15 protein-coding genes are annotated in these 15,665 nt (G+C 48.4%); 10 read left to right on the top strand and 5 right to left on the bottom strand.

The window, feature by feature from the left end; translation table 11 throughout:
* Positions 1 to 64 precede the first annotated feature (64 nt).
* Positions 65 to 229 carry a hypothetical protein gene (locus tag QNM19_RS12585; protein ID WP_010383038.1) on the top strand — a complete coding sequence of 55 codons (165 nt, stop codon included), beginning with the start codon at positions 65 to 67 and terminating at the stop codon, positions 227 to 229.
* On the opposite strand, the gene tadA is transcribed toward QNM19_RS12585, so the two are convergent.
* Complete coding sequence (gene tadA, locus QNM19_RS12580; RefSeq protein WP_049864620.1) at positions 220 to 741, bottom strand: tRNA adenosine(34) deaminase TadA; 522 nt, start codon at positions 739 to 741, stop codon at positions 220 to 222. The genes QNM19_RS12585 and tadA overlap by 10 nt on opposite strands.
* A gap of 170 nt (positions 742 to 911) precedes the next feature.
* Here tadA and QNM19_RS12575 point away from each other — a divergent pair, with 170 nt between their 5' ends.
* The gene (locus QNM19_RS12575; protein WP_010383041.1) at positions 912 to 2,216 is read left to right on the top strand and encodes an inosine/guanosine kinase; all 1,305 of its coding nucleotides are present in this window, start codon (positions 912 to 914) and stop codon (positions 2,214 to 2,216) included.
* A 49-nt stretch (positions 2,217 to 2,265) separates the two neighbouring features.
* Here QNM19_RS12575 and glsB read toward each other — a convergent pair whose 3' ends face one another.
* Together glsB and QNM19_RS12565 are read right to left on the bottom strand one after the other, a co-directional pair.
* Entirely contained in the window at positions 2,266 to 3,195 is a 930-nt protein-coding gene (gene glsB, locus QNM19_RS12570) for a glutaminase B (RefSeq protein WP_049864619.1), read from the bottom strand.
* A gap of 117 nt (positions 3,196 to 3,312) precedes the next feature.
* A complete protein-coding gene (locus QNM19_RS12565; RefSeq protein WP_010383043.1) occupies positions 3,313 to 3,876 on the bottom strand; it encodes a phosphoribosyltransferase in 564 nt (187 codons plus the stop codon).
* A 226-nt stretch (positions 3,877 to 4,102) separates the two neighbouring features.
* On the opposite strand from QNM19_RS12565, the gene QNM19_RS12560 reads away from it, so the two are divergent.
* The 3 genes from QNM19_RS12560 to QNM19_RS12550 all read left to right on the top strand — a co-directional run bounded on the left by QNM19_RS12560 (position 4,103) and on the right by QNM19_RS12550 (position 7,688).
* Entirely contained in the window at positions 4,103 to 4,642 is a 540-nt protein-coding gene (locus QNM19_RS12560) for a DinB family protein (RefSeq protein ID WP_284026762.1), read from the top strand.
* 260 nt (positions 4,643 to 4,902) lie between these two features.
* Entirely contained in the window at positions 4,903 to 6,048 is a 1,146-nt protein-coding gene (locus tag QNM19_RS12555) for a hypothetical protein (protein ID WP_049863847.1), read from the top strand.
* 47 nt (positions 6,049 to 6,095) lie between these two features.
* A complete protein-coding gene (locus QNM19_RS12550) occupies positions 6,096 to 7,688 on the top strand; it encodes a hypothetical protein (RefSeq protein WP_049863846.1) in 1,593 nt (530 codons plus the stop codon).
* Between the two features lie 48 nt (positions 7,689 to 7,736).
* On the opposite strand, the gene QNM19_RS12545 is transcribed toward QNM19_RS12550, so the two are convergent.
* Positions 7,737 to 9,233 carry a Calx-beta domain-containing protein gene (locus QNM19_RS12545; protein WP_049863845.1) on the bottom strand — a complete coding sequence of 499 codons (1,497 nt, stop codon included), beginning with the start codon at positions 9,231 to 9,233 and terminating at the stop codon, positions 7,737 to 7,739.
* 314 nt (positions 9,234 to 9,547) lie between these two features.
* Here QNM19_RS12545 and QNM19_RS12540 point away from each other — a divergent pair, with 314 nt between their 5' ends.
* On the top strand, positions 9,548 to 9,805 hold the full coding sequence (locus QNM19_RS12540) for a hypothetical protein (RefSeq protein WP_197094249.1): 258 nt from the start codon (positions 9,548 to 9,550) through the stop codon (positions 9,803 to 9,805).
* 56 nt (positions 9,806 to 9,861) lie between these two features.
* Here the strand turns inward: QNM19_RS12540 and QNM19_RS12535 are convergent, their stop codons facing one another.
* Complete coding sequence (locus QNM19_RS12535; RefSeq protein ID WP_284026761.1) at positions 9,862 to 10,974, bottom strand: FAD-dependent monooxygenase; 1,113 nt, start codon at positions 10,972 to 10,974, stop codon at positions 9,862 to 9,864.
* Between the two features lie 100 nt (positions 10,975 to 11,074).
* Between QNM19_RS12535 and QNM19_RS12530 the strand changes: the two genes are divergently transcribed.
* The 4 genes from QNM19_RS12530 (at position 11,075) to QNM19_RS12515 (ending at position 15,660) form a co-directional block, all read left to right on the top strand.
* Complete coding sequence (locus tag QNM19_RS12530; protein WP_049863844.1) at positions 11,075 to 11,971, top strand: LysR family transcriptional regulator; 897 nt, start codon at positions 11,075 to 11,077, stop codon at positions 11,969 to 11,971.
* Positions 11,972 to 12,409: 438 nt separating this feature from the next.
* On the top strand, positions 12,410 to 12,589 hold the full coding sequence (locus QNM19_RS12525) for a hypothetical protein (protein WP_049863843.1): 180 nt from the start codon (positions 12,410 to 12,412) through the stop codon (positions 12,587 to 12,589).
* 46 nt (positions 12,590 to 12,635) lie between these two features.
* Entirely contained in the window at positions 12,636 to 13,973 is a 1,338-nt protein-coding gene (locus QNM19_RS12520) for a radical SAM/SPASM domain-containing protein (RefSeq protein WP_049863842.1), read from the top strand.
* Between the two features lie 373 nt (positions 13,974 to 14,346).
* Positions 14,347 to 15,660: a serine hydrolase domain-containing protein gene (locus QNM19_RS12515; protein WP_284026760.1), complete on the top strand. Its 1,314-nt coding sequence runs from the start codon at positions 14,347 to 14,349 to the stop codon at positions 15,658 to 15,660.
* The last annotated feature ends 5 nt before the right edge of the window (positions 15,661 to 15,665 follow it).

Genomic DNA, 15,665 nt, shown 5'->3' with positions numbered 1-15,665 from the left:
TTGACACACGAATACGCTATAGCTGTCGCGCGTAGTTGTTCTCTCACTAAAAATGGAGGTTACGATGCTAAGAAGACGTCGAACTCATCAGTTTAAACGTAACACGCGCAACACGAACCCAAATCGTCGCCGTATTATGTTACGCAACATCAACCGTAAGATATTATTACGCCGTCGCATCTACGCACTGATCCAGATAGCGGCAGACGAAAGAGCGGCTCAATCCTGAGCTGCTTGGTCGTCTAACCCCGCTTGCCTGGCTTTTTTCTGCGCCTTGATCTCTTTGCGCCGACGCCGAAAAAATGCCGATAATTTCTCGCCACATTGCTCGGCTAAGACCCCGCCAGTCACCTCAACCTGGTGATTCAGCTTGGGCTCCTGCAGCAAATTCATGATTGACCCCGCAGCTCCGGTTTTCGCATCCGCGGCACCAAACACCACCCGTTTGATCCGGCTATGCACCAGCAGGCCAGCACACATAGGACACGGTTCCAACGTGACATATAAAGTGCAATCTACCAGGCGATAATTTTCGATGCGCTGACCAGCATCCCGGATCGCCAGCATTTCCGCATGGGCCGACGGATCGTGACAACAAATAGAGCGGTTCCAGCCCGCGCCAACCAGCTCACCGTCTTTTACTACGACGGCGCCAACCGGGATCTCATCTTCCTGCTCGGCCTTGTCGGCATACTCCAATGCACGTTGCATCCAATACAGGTCTTGCTGTTGTTCGTCCACCTAAATGCTCCTGGGTACAAAATGGGGGATATTCTAGCGTATTGTCGCGAACTGCGCACTGTGACAGTTATATTGCTAAAATTAGCAAATTGCCATGGCTCATTGACATCAATTTAAGCTATAATTCGCCGCTTTTTTTATTTGACGAGCTCAACACACACGGGTAGAACATGAAATTTCCGGGCCGCAGAAGACATAAACATTATTTTCCAGTCGAAGATAAAGACCCTATAATTAACCAGTTACATGTCGTTGATCGACTTAAACGCAACTACATTTGTGGTATAGACCAAATCGTAGTAGACATCGAAGCTAAGGTCGATCAGGCCTTCCTTGATGAGTTTGGGTTGCAACGCGGTATGTCTCAAGTGATAGACAATGATGTCACCAATGCGCTTTACGATCGCCTGAAACGTGATGACATGATTGACTATGAATTTGCTGGCGGCACCATAGGCAATACCATGCACAACTATTCAGTGCTGGCTGATAGCCGCTCGGTATTACTGGGCGTCATGAGCGAGAACATTCAAATAGGCAGTTATGCCTATAAGTTTTTGTGCAATACCTCCAGCCGGGTCGATCTTGATTATCTGCAACCCGTTCCGGGTCCCATCGGCCGCTGCTTTACACTGATCGACGACAGCGGCGAGCGGACCTTCGCCATCAGTGCTGGCATGATGAACCACCTTAAACCTGAGTCAATTGACAAGTCATTGATTGAACACGCCTCAGCATTGGTGATCAGCGCTTATCTAATGCGTACTTCAGGTGAAGAAACCATGACCCAGGCCACCATGCAGGCGGTGAAATACGCCAACGATGCCGGTGTGCCTGTGGTATTAACACTGGGGACTAAGTTCCTGATTGAACAAGACCCGACCTGGTGGGCAGAGTTCGTCGAAAAACACGTCGACATTCTGGCCATGAATGAAGAAGAAGGCGAAGCGATCACCGGTTTTGACGACCCATTGCTGGCCGCTGACAAAGCGCTGGATTGGGTTGATTTAGTGATCTGTACAGCCGGACCTAAGGGCCTGTTTATGGCCGGTTACGTAGATGATGAGAAGAAACGCGAAACCGAGTACCCGCTGCTGCCAGGCGCTATCCCTGAATTCAACCAGTATGAATTCTCCCGGGCAATGCGCCGTAGCGCGTGTAAACAGCCAATCAAAGCGTACAGCCATACCGCTCCTTACATGGGTGGCCCGGATACCATTAAAAATACCAATGGTGCCGGAGATTGCGCATTAGCAGCAGTCTTACACGACCTGTCGGCGAACGTCTATCACAAGCTCAACGTGCCAAACTCAGCCAAACATGAGCAACACGCCATTACCTATTCTTCACTGGCACAGATCAGCAAATATGCTAACCGCGCCAGCTATGAGGTATTAGTACAGCACTCACCACGGCTGTCGCGTGGCTTGCCAGAGCGCGAAGACTCGCTCGAACAAACTTACTGGGACCAGTAAGCAATAAAAACGGGAGCCATGGCTCCCGTTTTTTGTGTCTCACTGTCACCTAAAATAATGCGGTGCCCAGCTTTTCAGCCAGTAACTCAAGCGCCGCAATACCCGCAACGGAATTACCTACTTTATCCAGCCCCGGCGACCATACCGCCACCGTAAAGCGACCCGGTGCGACGGCAATGATGGTGCCCGACACCCCGGATTTACCCGGCATCCCGACCCGATAGGCAAAGTCTCCGGCAGCATCATACAAACCACTGGTAAACAGCAAAGAGTTAAGCTGCTGAGTTTGGCGTGTACTTAACACCTGCTGGCCACTTTGCTGACATATTCCGCCCGTTGAAAGATAAGAAAATGCCCGTGCTAATTCGCATACATTAAGCTCAATGGCACAAAAATTAAAATACGACCACAGTACCTCTTCTACCTGGTTATCAAAGTTACCAAATGACTTCATCAGATAAGCCATAGCGGCATTGCGATAACGATGATCGTACTCAGACTGCGCCACCACCTTGTTAATAGCCACTTTTGGATTCGCTGTGTGGCAGCGATAGCTTTCCAGCATAGTGTGGATAGGCGCACTCAGGCGGCTGAACAAGGCATCGCAGGTAACAATGGCCCCGGCATTAATAAAGGGATTACGGGGGATGCCATTTTCAAACTCAAGCTGCGTGAGTGAATTAAATGCGGTGCCCGACGGCTCTTTGCCCACACGCTGCCACAGCTCATCACCATAACGCTGTAACGCCAGCGTTAAGGTCATGACCTTAGAGACAGATTGAATGGTAAAACGGCTGTCACAGTGGCCGGCACTGAAGGTCTGTCCGTCGGCAGTTTGCAGTGCAATGGCAAATTGCCCCAGAGGCTGCTCAGCCAGCGCAGGAATATAATCAGCGACCTTTCCCTGCTGGGACAAGGGCTGAACCTGCTGTGCAACGTGTTGCAAAATAGCCTGATAATCGGGCGTGGCTGTTGTCATAGAAAACGGTCATCATCTCAAAAAGCACAATAGCGCGAGTGTAACAGATCTATGGCCACAAAAAAGCCGCACTGAGCAGTATCAGTGCGGCTTTTTCTTGATACCTGTTGGCCCGGCTTACTTAGCAAACAGCTCTTTGATATTGGCCAAATCTGATTTACCGGCGATCAGCTCATCCGGCGTTAAACCTGATAATTCGTGCGGGAACACCAGCCACTCGTCCGACTCGTGGATAAAGTAATCCGGCGTCATAGGGACTTTCTTATTGGTCGGCTTGTAATACGGACAAGCAACACGAATGTCTTTTGGCAAATTCAGGCGCATCAGTTCTTCGAGTTTTTCACGTAGCGCATAAATACTGCGGCCCGAGTCAAACACATCGTCCACAATCAGTAACGAGTCGCCCGCGTTAGCATTTTCAACAATATAGTGTAAACCGTGTACCTTGATCTCTTTCGACTGCTTGCCAATGCCGTAGTAAGACGAGGTACGCACGGCGATATGGTCGGTTTCTATGCCTTTGTAATCATAGTATTCCTGAACTGCAATCCCGATAGGCGCACCACCGCGCCAGATGCCGATAATAAAGTCAGGACGAAAGCCGTCTTCATAAACCTGAGCGGCCAGTCGAAATGAATCTTCAAGTAATTGTTGCGCCGTGATATAGCACTTGTCAGACATACAAACCCCGTGTCATTGAGCAAAGAACACCGTACCACTGCGAACTTACAGATACCTGCACAGGCAGCACGGCTGAGAATAACGTATAACCGGGTATTTTAGCTGAGTAAAATTAAAATTGCTTGCGCTAGCGCAGTTTTTTTACAGGATGATGAATCTGAAAAAGACTTGTTTTGCGCACCTATCGGGATTATAACTCTGTTCAGGTAAACTGAAGGAAACACCCATGAGCCAACTTACCCAGTTCAGATTGCTGGCCGACTATAATCAATGGATGAATCAAAAAGTCTATCAGGCAGCAGCCTGCCTGAGCGAAGAGGCATTAAAACTAGAGCGAGGCGCTTTTTTCGGCTCAATATTTGGCACATTAAACCACCTTGTGGTGGCAGACATTATCTGGCTAAAACGGTTTGCTTCAAACCGTGCTGGCTACAGTACTCTGCAACCCGTACTGGAACAGCCCGACCCTACCAGCCTGGCCCAGTGCCTTTTTCAAGACCTCTCTCGCCTGACTACACATCGTCGATGGCTCGACAAACAAATTTTGAGTTTTATGGATAAACTGCAGGAGTCCGATTTGGATACCACCCTGACTTACCGCAATACTAAAGATGTCAGCTTCAGCAAGCCTCTGAGTAGCTTGTTGATGCACTTTTTTAACCACCAGACTCATCACAGGGGGCAAGTTACCACTCTGTTTTCTCAGCTGGGTGAAGACATAGGTGATACAGATCTATTGCTGCTCATTGACGAAGTTGATATCTAAGTAAACCAGATTTTGTCCTGACAATTTCAAACCACTTTACCCTGTTTTATTCACGATCCCAACTGTCTACGTGTCAGCTCAGTGCTATCCAGACTGAGCAGCAAGGCCACAGCCTCCTTAACACACAATTGCCAAATCATTACATTTAAATACATGAATAAAACTAATGTAACTTCTAAATTAATGCGTTGTGTTTAATTTCCGCACAATGTACCCTAATCAGGTTCTCTGTGACACTACAAAATCAATAAGGAAAATGAATGAAACATACCCTACTGGTAGCGGCAATTACGGTGGCCCCATTTGCCGCAAACGCTGCTAAAACAATTTCTTCCGGCTCCTATGGCCACACTCAGGAACAGGGCAAAATCGCTGCAATTTCTGCACTTGAGCGACAGGCAAATGGTAACCCACTGTCCAACGTACGCACCAGTTGCCGCTCAACTAATTATCCACTCCCCTGGTATTGTACGGCAACCGCACAAGTTGCCACGCTATCCTTTGGCAGTGACAGCTATGAAATGTGCGGTCGCTCACACAGTAAAAGCGATACCAACGCCCGATTCGAAGCCGCTATTGGTAGAAAATCCTGTGACAGCAACAAGTACTCAACTTATCGCTCAAATTTTGCAGTTAATGAAAGTAGCTTTGCCGGTAATGCATGTGATTACACGTCACCGAAAGGGCGACTATTCAACAGTATCTGGTTACTGGACAACGCTGATAAATCAGGTGATAACTCAATTTTAGGCTGGGCCTATCACGAAACACAAAAAGACGTTCACAACACTCATTCAATTTGTGACGAAGGTGTATTTGCCAGATTTAAGTGGGAGAAAAAGTTCTACAGCTGGGAATGGGTAAAACGTTCAGAAATGAGCTTCAGCCGCGCAGGCCTGTATGATCAGGATGTAATTGGACGAGCAGCAACACTCGTACACGAAGCCAGACATATGGACAAATCACATGGTAACGCCGGTGGTGCGTGCAGCGGCTCAAGCTGTGATGCTAACTGGAGCTATAACGGCTCAAATACTTATGAAGCATTATGGTTATGGTGGTTTGCGGTCAATGCTAACGATGCAACCCCGGCTATGCGGGCCAGTGCTGAGCAACACGCAAACTATACAATCAACCGCCGCTTCGTTACACCGCCACCGTATCATGCAGACAAAGATGCTGAAATCATCAATAAATCAACGGCATCTGGTTTAAGTCGCCCTATAGAGCCATCAAACACAGTAACCTTCACCGCAGCAGGCGGGGTAGAATCAACGGTGCGCTCACAAGCAACATCTGGCTTTGTAAATAAATATGGTAAACAACCAACCAAAGTTGAATGCCGCCATAACCCACATAATATGGGGCCTCCTCCGTGGATCTGTGTCGCGACAGGCCCTAAATAACGCTCGTTTTAACTCAGCCCCTGCAAAGGGGCTTCATAAGGTATTGTATGAAGTACTCATATTTTCTGTTTGTGGTCACAGCATTAAGCCTGCCATTTTGCGCAACCGCTAACAGTAAAACCGCCGCTGAAGATTTACTTAAACCTTTAACGTGCGAAGTAACAGAGGCAAATATTACTTGCTCGGTGGCGCTATTCAAATTAAATGCCATGGCGTTAAAGCATGTCCCGCTGACAGCCTCAAAATCTATCGAACTGTCCAGCGCCTTGCAATTGAGTGCAATTGAACATCTGGTATCGGGCAATATTCGCCAAGTGCCGGGATCCGTCGTTAGCTTTGAAACTCTCGATATAACGGGTGAAGGTCATGCCATGCAACATGCACTGGCATTTAAAGAAATGCACTTTTCACATAAACCACCGAGCAACACTCAGTTCTATGCCAGGCGCTATAATAATCCGTTGCCGACTTCCCCTGAAAATTTGCGACAACTTGCAGCACTGGACATGAGCATTGAAGAGTTAAACTGGCGAATCAACGCACCGAAAAGCAATGTCCATGTGACAGCAACGGGCGTTAAGCAAAATGCAAAACAGGTCAGCAAACCCGGCAGCTATCAAAATGTGACTATTAAGCCGAATTCCAGCTGGCATATAACGCCTGGGGCTTTTCACCTGATGTCACTCAACGCAGGTGATAACAGTAAAATCATAATAGAAAACAACCCTGAAAACACAAACCACACCGTACTTTACGTTCATGGCGACCTGGAGACTCTGCCGGTTATTGATAATCGCACGCATGGCGCACTGGCAGTAATATACCTGGGTTCAACTGACATCAAGCTCTCTCACCCCTTTAACGGCGTATGGTTTTCACCAGATGCCCATCTCACTCTGACAACCCTGCCTGATAATATGTTGCAGGTTGGCCAGTTCAGAGCCAAAAGTATCCAGGTAGAAGCAGGGGTACATATTCAACATTACCCTTTCGATCTGTTCAGCCTGATCCCTGCTGAACTTATTGCTGAAGCAGAGGACTTGAATCCTCAGTCTGAACTCGGTGCGATAAATTACAGCAGCGTTCAGCTGGAGCAAATGATTGAGGCCCACCTCAATAACTTATTTGGTATGGGAGAAGACGCAAATCAAAAATATGCTAAATCTCTGGAAACCCTGCGCAAAAATGCCCATCTCGTTGTGCCTGAACTGTTCAAAATCTATGATGATACTGCACTTACTGTTGAAGGTCAGATGCGGCGCTGGTCTGCGGTGCATATACTAAGTGAACTGAACAGCCCGCTGGCTAACAACAAACTATACGAGATTGCGATCTCCAAACCGGACTATACGTTTGCACCGAATATCTCTTCTGATCACACTCATGGCCCTTCCTACGAATCTCGTGAATTGAGTATTCGCGCTGCGGCTATGGATGGTATTGCAAATCTGGCAGCACTGGGCTACTCGCAAAGTGACGAAACATTAGCAAACTACATACTCGGGCCGCAAGATAAGGAACCTATGACGCTAAGATATGCCATCAAAGGCTATTTGAAGGGCAATGACACCGAGGTGCGACGTGAGCAATTGCTAAGGCATCTGGGCCCTGAATATCGGGCGTTTATACAAGGTGAATAATCCATCCTCACAAGATTGTCAGGACTGCCCTGGGCAGTCCTGAACTTATCAGTCACAGCCTTTTTGAATACTGGATGTCCAGACCTTCAATATAAAGTCGTTATAATCGCGGTCGTTCTGATCTTCCCAATACTGTTTATCACCATAGACACGATAATTGGTGGTCAGCTGGTTAGGGTTGCCATTAATAGATAGCACATAGTCATAACTGGCCCCTTCAATGACATCATAACTGCCTGAGCCACCATATTCGTCCAGCAGTTTCACATAGCTACCATTAACCCGAACACCCCAGTCATTGTTGTAGCCTGCGCTTTCGCTGACAAACTGATAATGAATGCGGGTATAATTATCCGGGATACAAGCGGGGTCGTTGTCTTCTATGGTGCCCGCAACAGACGCGGAACCACTGGTGTGTGCTGCGCCCTCAACCACTAAGGTCAGCGCCTCGCTGTCTTCATGGCTGTCATCGTCCAGGGTAGCAATGCTAATGGTCGCACTGGTTTCGCCCGCAGCAATTGTGACGCTGGCAGATGGCGAGGTATAATCATCGGCAGAGGTGGTGTCATCCAGCACACTGACGTCGAGCGTCACATCCTGATAATAGGCATTGCTTAAAGTCACTTGATATTCGAGCTGACCCCCTTCCGATACCGTATCAGTGACAGCTTCTACCGTGAAGGTCGGTTCAGGATCTGTTTCACAACTCGGTGTGGTGTAACAGGCCACTGCCTGATCGGTATTCACCGCCAAATCGTTGAGCCGCACTGGCACCGTAGCCAGTAAACAGGTGTTACCCGACTGAGGGTTGAGTTTGTATAGCTTGGAGCGATTCACATGCCCATAGTCGTTGATCAGGGTACGGCTGACAACCACTTCACCGGCCTGATTTAACGCAGCCCCGGTGGCTGCAGTCAGGCTATGGTTCGCCAGTTTAGTGGCCTCGAAGGTGGTTTTATCTATCTGATAAACACTGCGACTGGTGATCAAATACCAGTTGCCATTTTGGATCACTAAGTCGCCACGAAACTTGCCTTTGAGCGAGCCCAGTGCACCCAGCTCTGTCGCTTCACCCGTGTTTTTATTTATTTCATAGAGCTTTTTAAAATCAGTGCCCAGCAGCGCATCGCGCTCGGGATCATACACCATACTCAGCACCTGAGAGGTTCTGCCCACCAGCGTGTGCGTATCAGTAGCAAAATCATAGTATGCCAGGCGTAGATATTTAAAGCGCTTGCCTTCTATCGGAAGGTGCGTTAACTGCTCTGCACTGAGGTTAAGGTGACTCACGTCAACCTGATATTCAAACGGTCTGGGCGCTGACACATAATACATGCGTTTGCTGGCCGGGTCATAAGCCAGTGCTGAGGCACTAAATTCCGCCAGCGTTTGTGCGTAAGCACTGTTATCTTGCTCGTTCAGACCAAATAAAATGCCCACATCGCCACGACCCGCGTTAATGCCATATAGCTGGCCGCTACAGGTATTCGCGTAAGAAACAGAAGACGCCACCAGGGCAATCAAAGAAAGTGATGTTTTTAGCATGGTAATAAACTCGTTCGGTTCATCCAAATTCAGGCTAATACAACACAAAGTAATGACACATCTACCTCCGCTGTATGATGCGATTTCCTATTCCATTAGGAGTGAGTGCTTCCATTATTATCTTTGCAATCTGAGGCCATGATGCGCGCCAAAACACAAAAAATCAACAATAAAATAAGAATAATGGATTAATTTAGTATCATAAAAACACCATAATCAGATTTTCTGAATAATCTCAGTACAATACAAGCCGCTTGATTTTTAGTCAGCGCGTACCTATTAAGATGTTTAACTAAGTAAAAGGAATAACGCTGATGAACAACGATAACCTGACCCTGATACAGATAATGCTAACAGCAGGGCTGATCCTCACACTGAGTGTGCTCAGCCTCTGGTGTCTGATCAGGATAGTGAAATGGGCCAAAGGGATGCCCAAAGCCGCTTATCTGGTGATGGCAATCTTTCCATTGCTGTCTTTGTTTCCTATTCCACCGCCCGTATTTAAAAATGTGGCAAAGGCGAAGCAAGAGCAGCGTAAAAAGAAAGAAGTGCCAGGCGACCCGCCAGAATAACCGCCTTTAGAGTCTCACTCTATAGCAAGGCCAGCAGGCCTATCCAACCCTTTATGCTACACACTCAGCCCCTGCATCCATATCTGACTCAGCTGAGCCAGGGATACGCCTGACGGCGCGGTCGATTCCTCACGGCGCCCGGAAAATAGCTGCTGCGCTAATTGCCGCCCAGCCACCTGGGCCATTGTCACTTTTTCAATCCGCAGCTGATAAAACCTGCCGAGTACCACGCTGAGGTCGTGCTGCTGTGACATCAGGCAGCTCAGCAGCCAGGCGTCTTCCAGTGCCTGACACGCGCCTTGCCCTGAAGTCGGTAATGACGCGTGCGCTGCATCGCCAATCAGCACCATATTGTCTTTATGCCAGTATGGGAGAGGGTCCAAGTCATGGACAAAAATGGGCCGGACAGAGCCCGGGTCAGCGTGCCTCAAAACAGATTGAACCGCTTCAGCCCATCCGCCAAATCGCTGTTTTAACTCACCCAACCAGTCGCGCTGATTGCAACTTTTATCGAACGGTGTGCGCCACGCCCCTGCCCAGTAACACATATCCTGCTTTACGGCCACAATGCCGAAACGTTCACCAGGATAACGGAAGTCACCAATCCTGTTTGGTAAGATGCCAGGCTCAAGCTGACTGATCCCTATCACATTGATAAACCCCTGGTAGCACGGTGACACTGGCGAAGTAAATAGCGCCTCACGCACCACCGAGTGCATCCTCCCATCAGCACCAACGACTAAATCGTATGTCTGTCTGAGCTTATCGATATCCTGCTCAGTCACTGTGGTTGCAAATGCAATGGATACTCCCTGTGCACTAAGTGCGTCACCCAATATCTGGATCAAATCACGGCGCAGTATGGTCACTGTCGCGTGACCGCTAAGCCGATTTAACTCATCAATATCCAGCGCATTTTGCTTATTTCCACTGCGGTCATACTGACACACAAACTTAGGTGTCCCCCCGGCTCGAATGATGTCCGATGCTAACCCCATTTGCGCTAACACAAACATCGCGTTAGGCCATAACGTAACGCCAGCCCCCATCACCCTGTGCGCGGCTGCACGCTCGTACACCTGCACCTCATGCCCTTGTTTGCTTGCCAGCAGAGCCAGTGCCATACCAGCAACGCCAGCCCCTATAATCGCAATTCGTTTTTTCTGCATTATTCACTCCATTCAATATCTTGAGTGCAGTGTGACAAAGCAGCTTAGTGGGATAAATATGGTATTATGACTTTGTAAATCCCATTTATTGAGATAATGAATGATCGAAAGGACCGATATTCAATGGCTATTGAGCTTTGCCGCAGTTTATGAAAAGTTAAGCTTTAAGCTGGCTGCACAGCATCGCCAGCTGCCCACATCTAATATCAGCCGCCATGTGGCCCAACTGGAACAACACTTAAATACCCGGCTACTGGAGCGAACAACGCGAAAAATGCGCCCGACAGCGGCAGGCAAACAGCTTTATCAGACACTTAAGCCACTCATTCAAACAATGGATGAAGCACTGACAGAGGTGTCTCAGCACCATGATGCGTTGTCTGGCCACCTCACTCTGGTCACGCCAGATTTGCCTGTACTGGCAACGCTTATTGCCGATTTCTGCCACCAGCATCCTGATATACAACTCAGTTGTGACACACAATTAAATCCCACTGACGGCATGCTGGAGGGATTAGATCTGGTTGTGCGCTTTGGCCGGGGCACACTGGAGGACTCGGGCTGGGTAGCGCAAGCCCTTCTGCACCTGCCCAGCTGTGTTGTGGGTGCTCCTGAGCTGCTGCACCGTCATGCCCATGTGCACTCGCTGGATACACTCAGTAAAGTGCCCTGTATTACCAGCCTGACCGTGCTACAAGGTGCCCCGTGGCGATTCAAACACAATAGAACCTTGCATGTGCAGTCCAGTTATAAAGTGAATAGTGGCCACATGGCCAAAGCCGCCGCAATCCAGGGATTGGGCTTTGCCATTTTACCACGACATATGTGCCAGGCAGAGCTGGAGGCTGGCACTTTAAGTGAACTCACGTTAGACCATGAGCCGGAAGATCTGGTGTTATATGCATTTTACTCAGGGCGCAAATACCCTCAGAAAAAAGTCACTGCGCTCCTATCACACCTTAAAACAGGGCTTAGTGAGTTGATGGATACAAAGTAAGTGCCCCTGTATCAATACAACAGCCAGACTATGCTCACTATAAACCCATCAATGAGCCGACGACAAAAGCCAGTCCCCTGTAAACGCACTCAATAAATAAACGCGCGGCCCTCGCTTCTCCACATTGCTGTTATTGACCGTTTCTTAACCATTGCACGGGTTACCATACTCCACCGCAGGGGTACTCAGTTATCACTGAGTACCCAACTTCCCAGCCCGCTTATCAAACCTTATCAAGTTCAATCCCCTCAATAATTTATCGAGATAACCTTTTGATTTAATTTGATATTTAAGTTATTTCGTCATTTTGACAGCGGGACACCGAGCTCGCAGGATTGAACTTGTACCGGCTTTTTCTACCCGGTGCCCGGTGGCACTGTGCTGCAACCGGCAGGTCATCTGACCTAAATTCATTTTAACTTATTTCGAGGTAATACCATGAAAACAACAAAGCAAAACAAAAAAGCGGTTATTGAAGCAGAGGAATTGCTGGCAAAAATCGAGGGTGGCTCAAAGCTAAGCAACACTTATCAAAGCAAAGGTGCTGAGCAAGATGCCATGGGTGCAGATTCAACCGGCCCTGGCGTGCAGATCTACGGTTCAAGCCTGGCTGACTAATTGCCAGCTTCATAACACGCACAACCATAACTGATTAGGGGCAAATATGACTGATTTAACGCACAGATCTGATATCCGAATCAATGCGGCATACAGACAAACTTATGCGGTTTGGGAAATTACATTGAAATGCAACCTGGCTTGTAACCATTGCGGTTCCAGGGCAGGCGATGCCCGAGTCGATGAGTTATCCACCAGTGAAGCACTGGATTTAGTCGCGCAGATGGCTGAGCTGGGCATTAAAGAAGTCACCCTGATCGGCGGCGAAGCATTTATGCGTCCCGATTGGTTGGAGATCGCAGCAGAGATCACCAAAAAAGGCATGAAAGCGACCATGACAACGGGCGGCTACGGGATTTCTCTCGGCACAGCTAAACGGATGAAGGAAGCAGGCATTGCGGCGGTCTCTTTATCCATTGACGGGATGGAGCGCAGCCACGACCTGCTCAGAGGAAAGCAAGGCGCCTGGCAGAAGTGTTTTGAAACCATTGCACATCTGCGCGAAGCAGGGATCCCGGTAGGCTGTAACTCACAGGTCAATCGCGAATCGATTGCAGAGCTCCCCGCGCTTTACGAAGCGCTGCTTACAGCCGGAATATCAGCCTGGCAATTGGCCCTGACGGTGCCCATGGGTAACGCAGTTGAAAATGCCCATATTTTACTCCAGCCATATGAATTACTGGATGTCTTCCCGCTTCTGGCATACCTGTCAAAACGCGGCAACCGTGAAGGGATACGGGTACACATGGGAAACAATATTGGCTACTTTGGGCCCTACGAAAGGTTACTCAGAGAGCCCATTGCATCCGACCCCAAATGGGCGTTCTCACGAGGATGCAGTGCAGGTCAAAACGCCATCGGCATAGAAGCTGACGGCAGTATTAAAGGCTGTCCCTCATTACCGAGCGAGGCCTATACTGGCGGCAATATTCGCGAGCGTACATTACAAGATATCTATCAAAATAGCCCTGAGCTACGCATCAACGACGTCACTACCCCTGAAGATGCCACCCAGCATATGTGGGGCGAATGCGCAAGCTGCGAATTTGCAGCAGTTTGCCGTGCTGGCTGTCACTGGACTGCACATGTGTTTTTTGGCAAGCGCGGGAATAACCCCTATTGTCATCACAGAGCACTTAAAAAAGCGGCAAAGAATCAAAGAGAAAGGTTTTATATTCAACAAGCAGCGCCGGGCAAGTCGTTCGACCATGGTGTTTTTGCGATACACGACGAGCTCTGTGTGATGAACGCAGACTCTGACGAATTCCAAATTGATAAAATGACGATCCCTGCGCGCTGGCAGGATGAGGGGCTGGATCTGGTAACCCTGATCCGTGAAGAAAAGGCCAGCGCCATCAATAACTACCGCGCGTTGCTTGGATAAGCCCCGCTCACGACCAGACGTATCGCCTGAGTACAGGGCTAACACTGGCTCAGGTTAGGTTTTCTATTGTCTCCAGAACTCCTTGTTTGCCTAGACCAAAGCAGAGAGCAAATACCCCCGTCAGAAAATAAGACGCTTGCTATGGTTATGACTGAGAATCACTTTAATCATGAAAGTGTCTTGGATCTTGTATGCCTGGTTAGTTAAACACTTTATTTCTCATCAAAAATCACGGATTTTCCAGTCATCACGCGCGCCGCAAAGTTGTCCTACGATTTTCTCACAGTGGCGTTAGCCGTTTTACATTGAGTTTACCTGAGTTGATTTAACCTGTGACTCAACAGCTAACAACCACCTAATTTAAGGAAACACCATGCGTACAGCGACGACCAAACCAAACAAAAGCACACTGACAACACTGATCTGTGCAGCACTATTTGGCCTGACATCACACACAATGGCGGCGTCTGACATCACAGTTACCAATACCACAGCACCAATCGCAGCGCACACGGCCTCACACACGCTCGATACACACATAGAGCAATTACTCGCTGAGCACCACTTACCGGGATTAGTGTTGATAGTAAAACACCAAAACAAACTGGTACATTACAACGCGTACGGCAAAGTAAACGTCAAGAAATCCAAGCCGATGACAAAAGACGCACTGTTCCGTATTTTTTCAATGAGTAAACCCATCACGTCAGTGGCTTTATTACAGCTGGTCGACAGCGGCCAAATCGCTTTAACAGATGATATTCGCAAATTTTTACCTGAATTGGATGTGCTCGAAGTCGATGGACAACCACATACGGTCACTATCCATCACTTACTCTCACATACCGCCGGGTTTGGTTATGGCGGTGGGCTAAAAAACTGGATTGATATTCGCTATTTGCTGGCTAACCCACTGAGCCGGGGCAATACCCTGGACGAGATGATTGACGATTTGTCTGGCATAGACCTAAAATTTACACCGGGGGAACGCTTTGAGTATTCGATTGCCAGTGACATTCAGGGTGCCATTATCGAAAAAGTATCGGGCCTGCCTTTAGATACCTATCTGACGCGCCACCTTTTTGAACCGTTAAACATGCAAGACACCCACTTCGCAGTGCCAAAGGGCAGCGAACACCGGCTGGTTGATATGTATGAGTATGACGCGACCACCTTTGAAGAAGCCTATGTGTTCAACAAAGACAAAATTCTCTTTAGCGAAGAAGGCGCAGATAGTGACTATTTAAACAAACCGGTTTTACTCTCAGGGGGTGGCGGGCTTATCTCAACTGCACAAGATTACAGTAACTTCGTTTCCATGCTTTCGAATCAGGGGAAATTTAATGGCCAGACCCTGTTATCGGAGCACTTGGTTAACACTATGCTCAGTACTAAAACGCAGGGGCTGGACACGCACTTTATGCCAAGGGTATACAAAGGCGTAGGTTTTGGTTACGGTGTAGGAATTAAGGAAACAGCCGGTGACCTTCGTCAGGAAGGGACCTTCTTTTGGGGTGGTATGGGCGGTACCATATTTTGGAGCGACCCAAAATCTCAGCTTGAAGTGGTCGCGATGATGCAGGTAGAAGACGGCTGGGTGGCACTCGAAAAGTGGTTAATCCCCCACATTTATACCCTGATTGACGCACCTCAAATGCGTGCTCACAACGCTAAAACCGAGTTATAAAGTGA

The organism is Pseudoalteromonas ardens (assembly GCF_030125445.1).
Lineage (GTDB): Bacteria > Pseudomonadota > Gammaproteobacteria > Enterobacterales > Alteromonadaceae > Pseudoalteromonas > Pseudoalteromonas ardens.
Note: the sequence above shows the minus strand (reverse complement) of the source record. Positions and strands in the feature narration are given on the sequence as shown.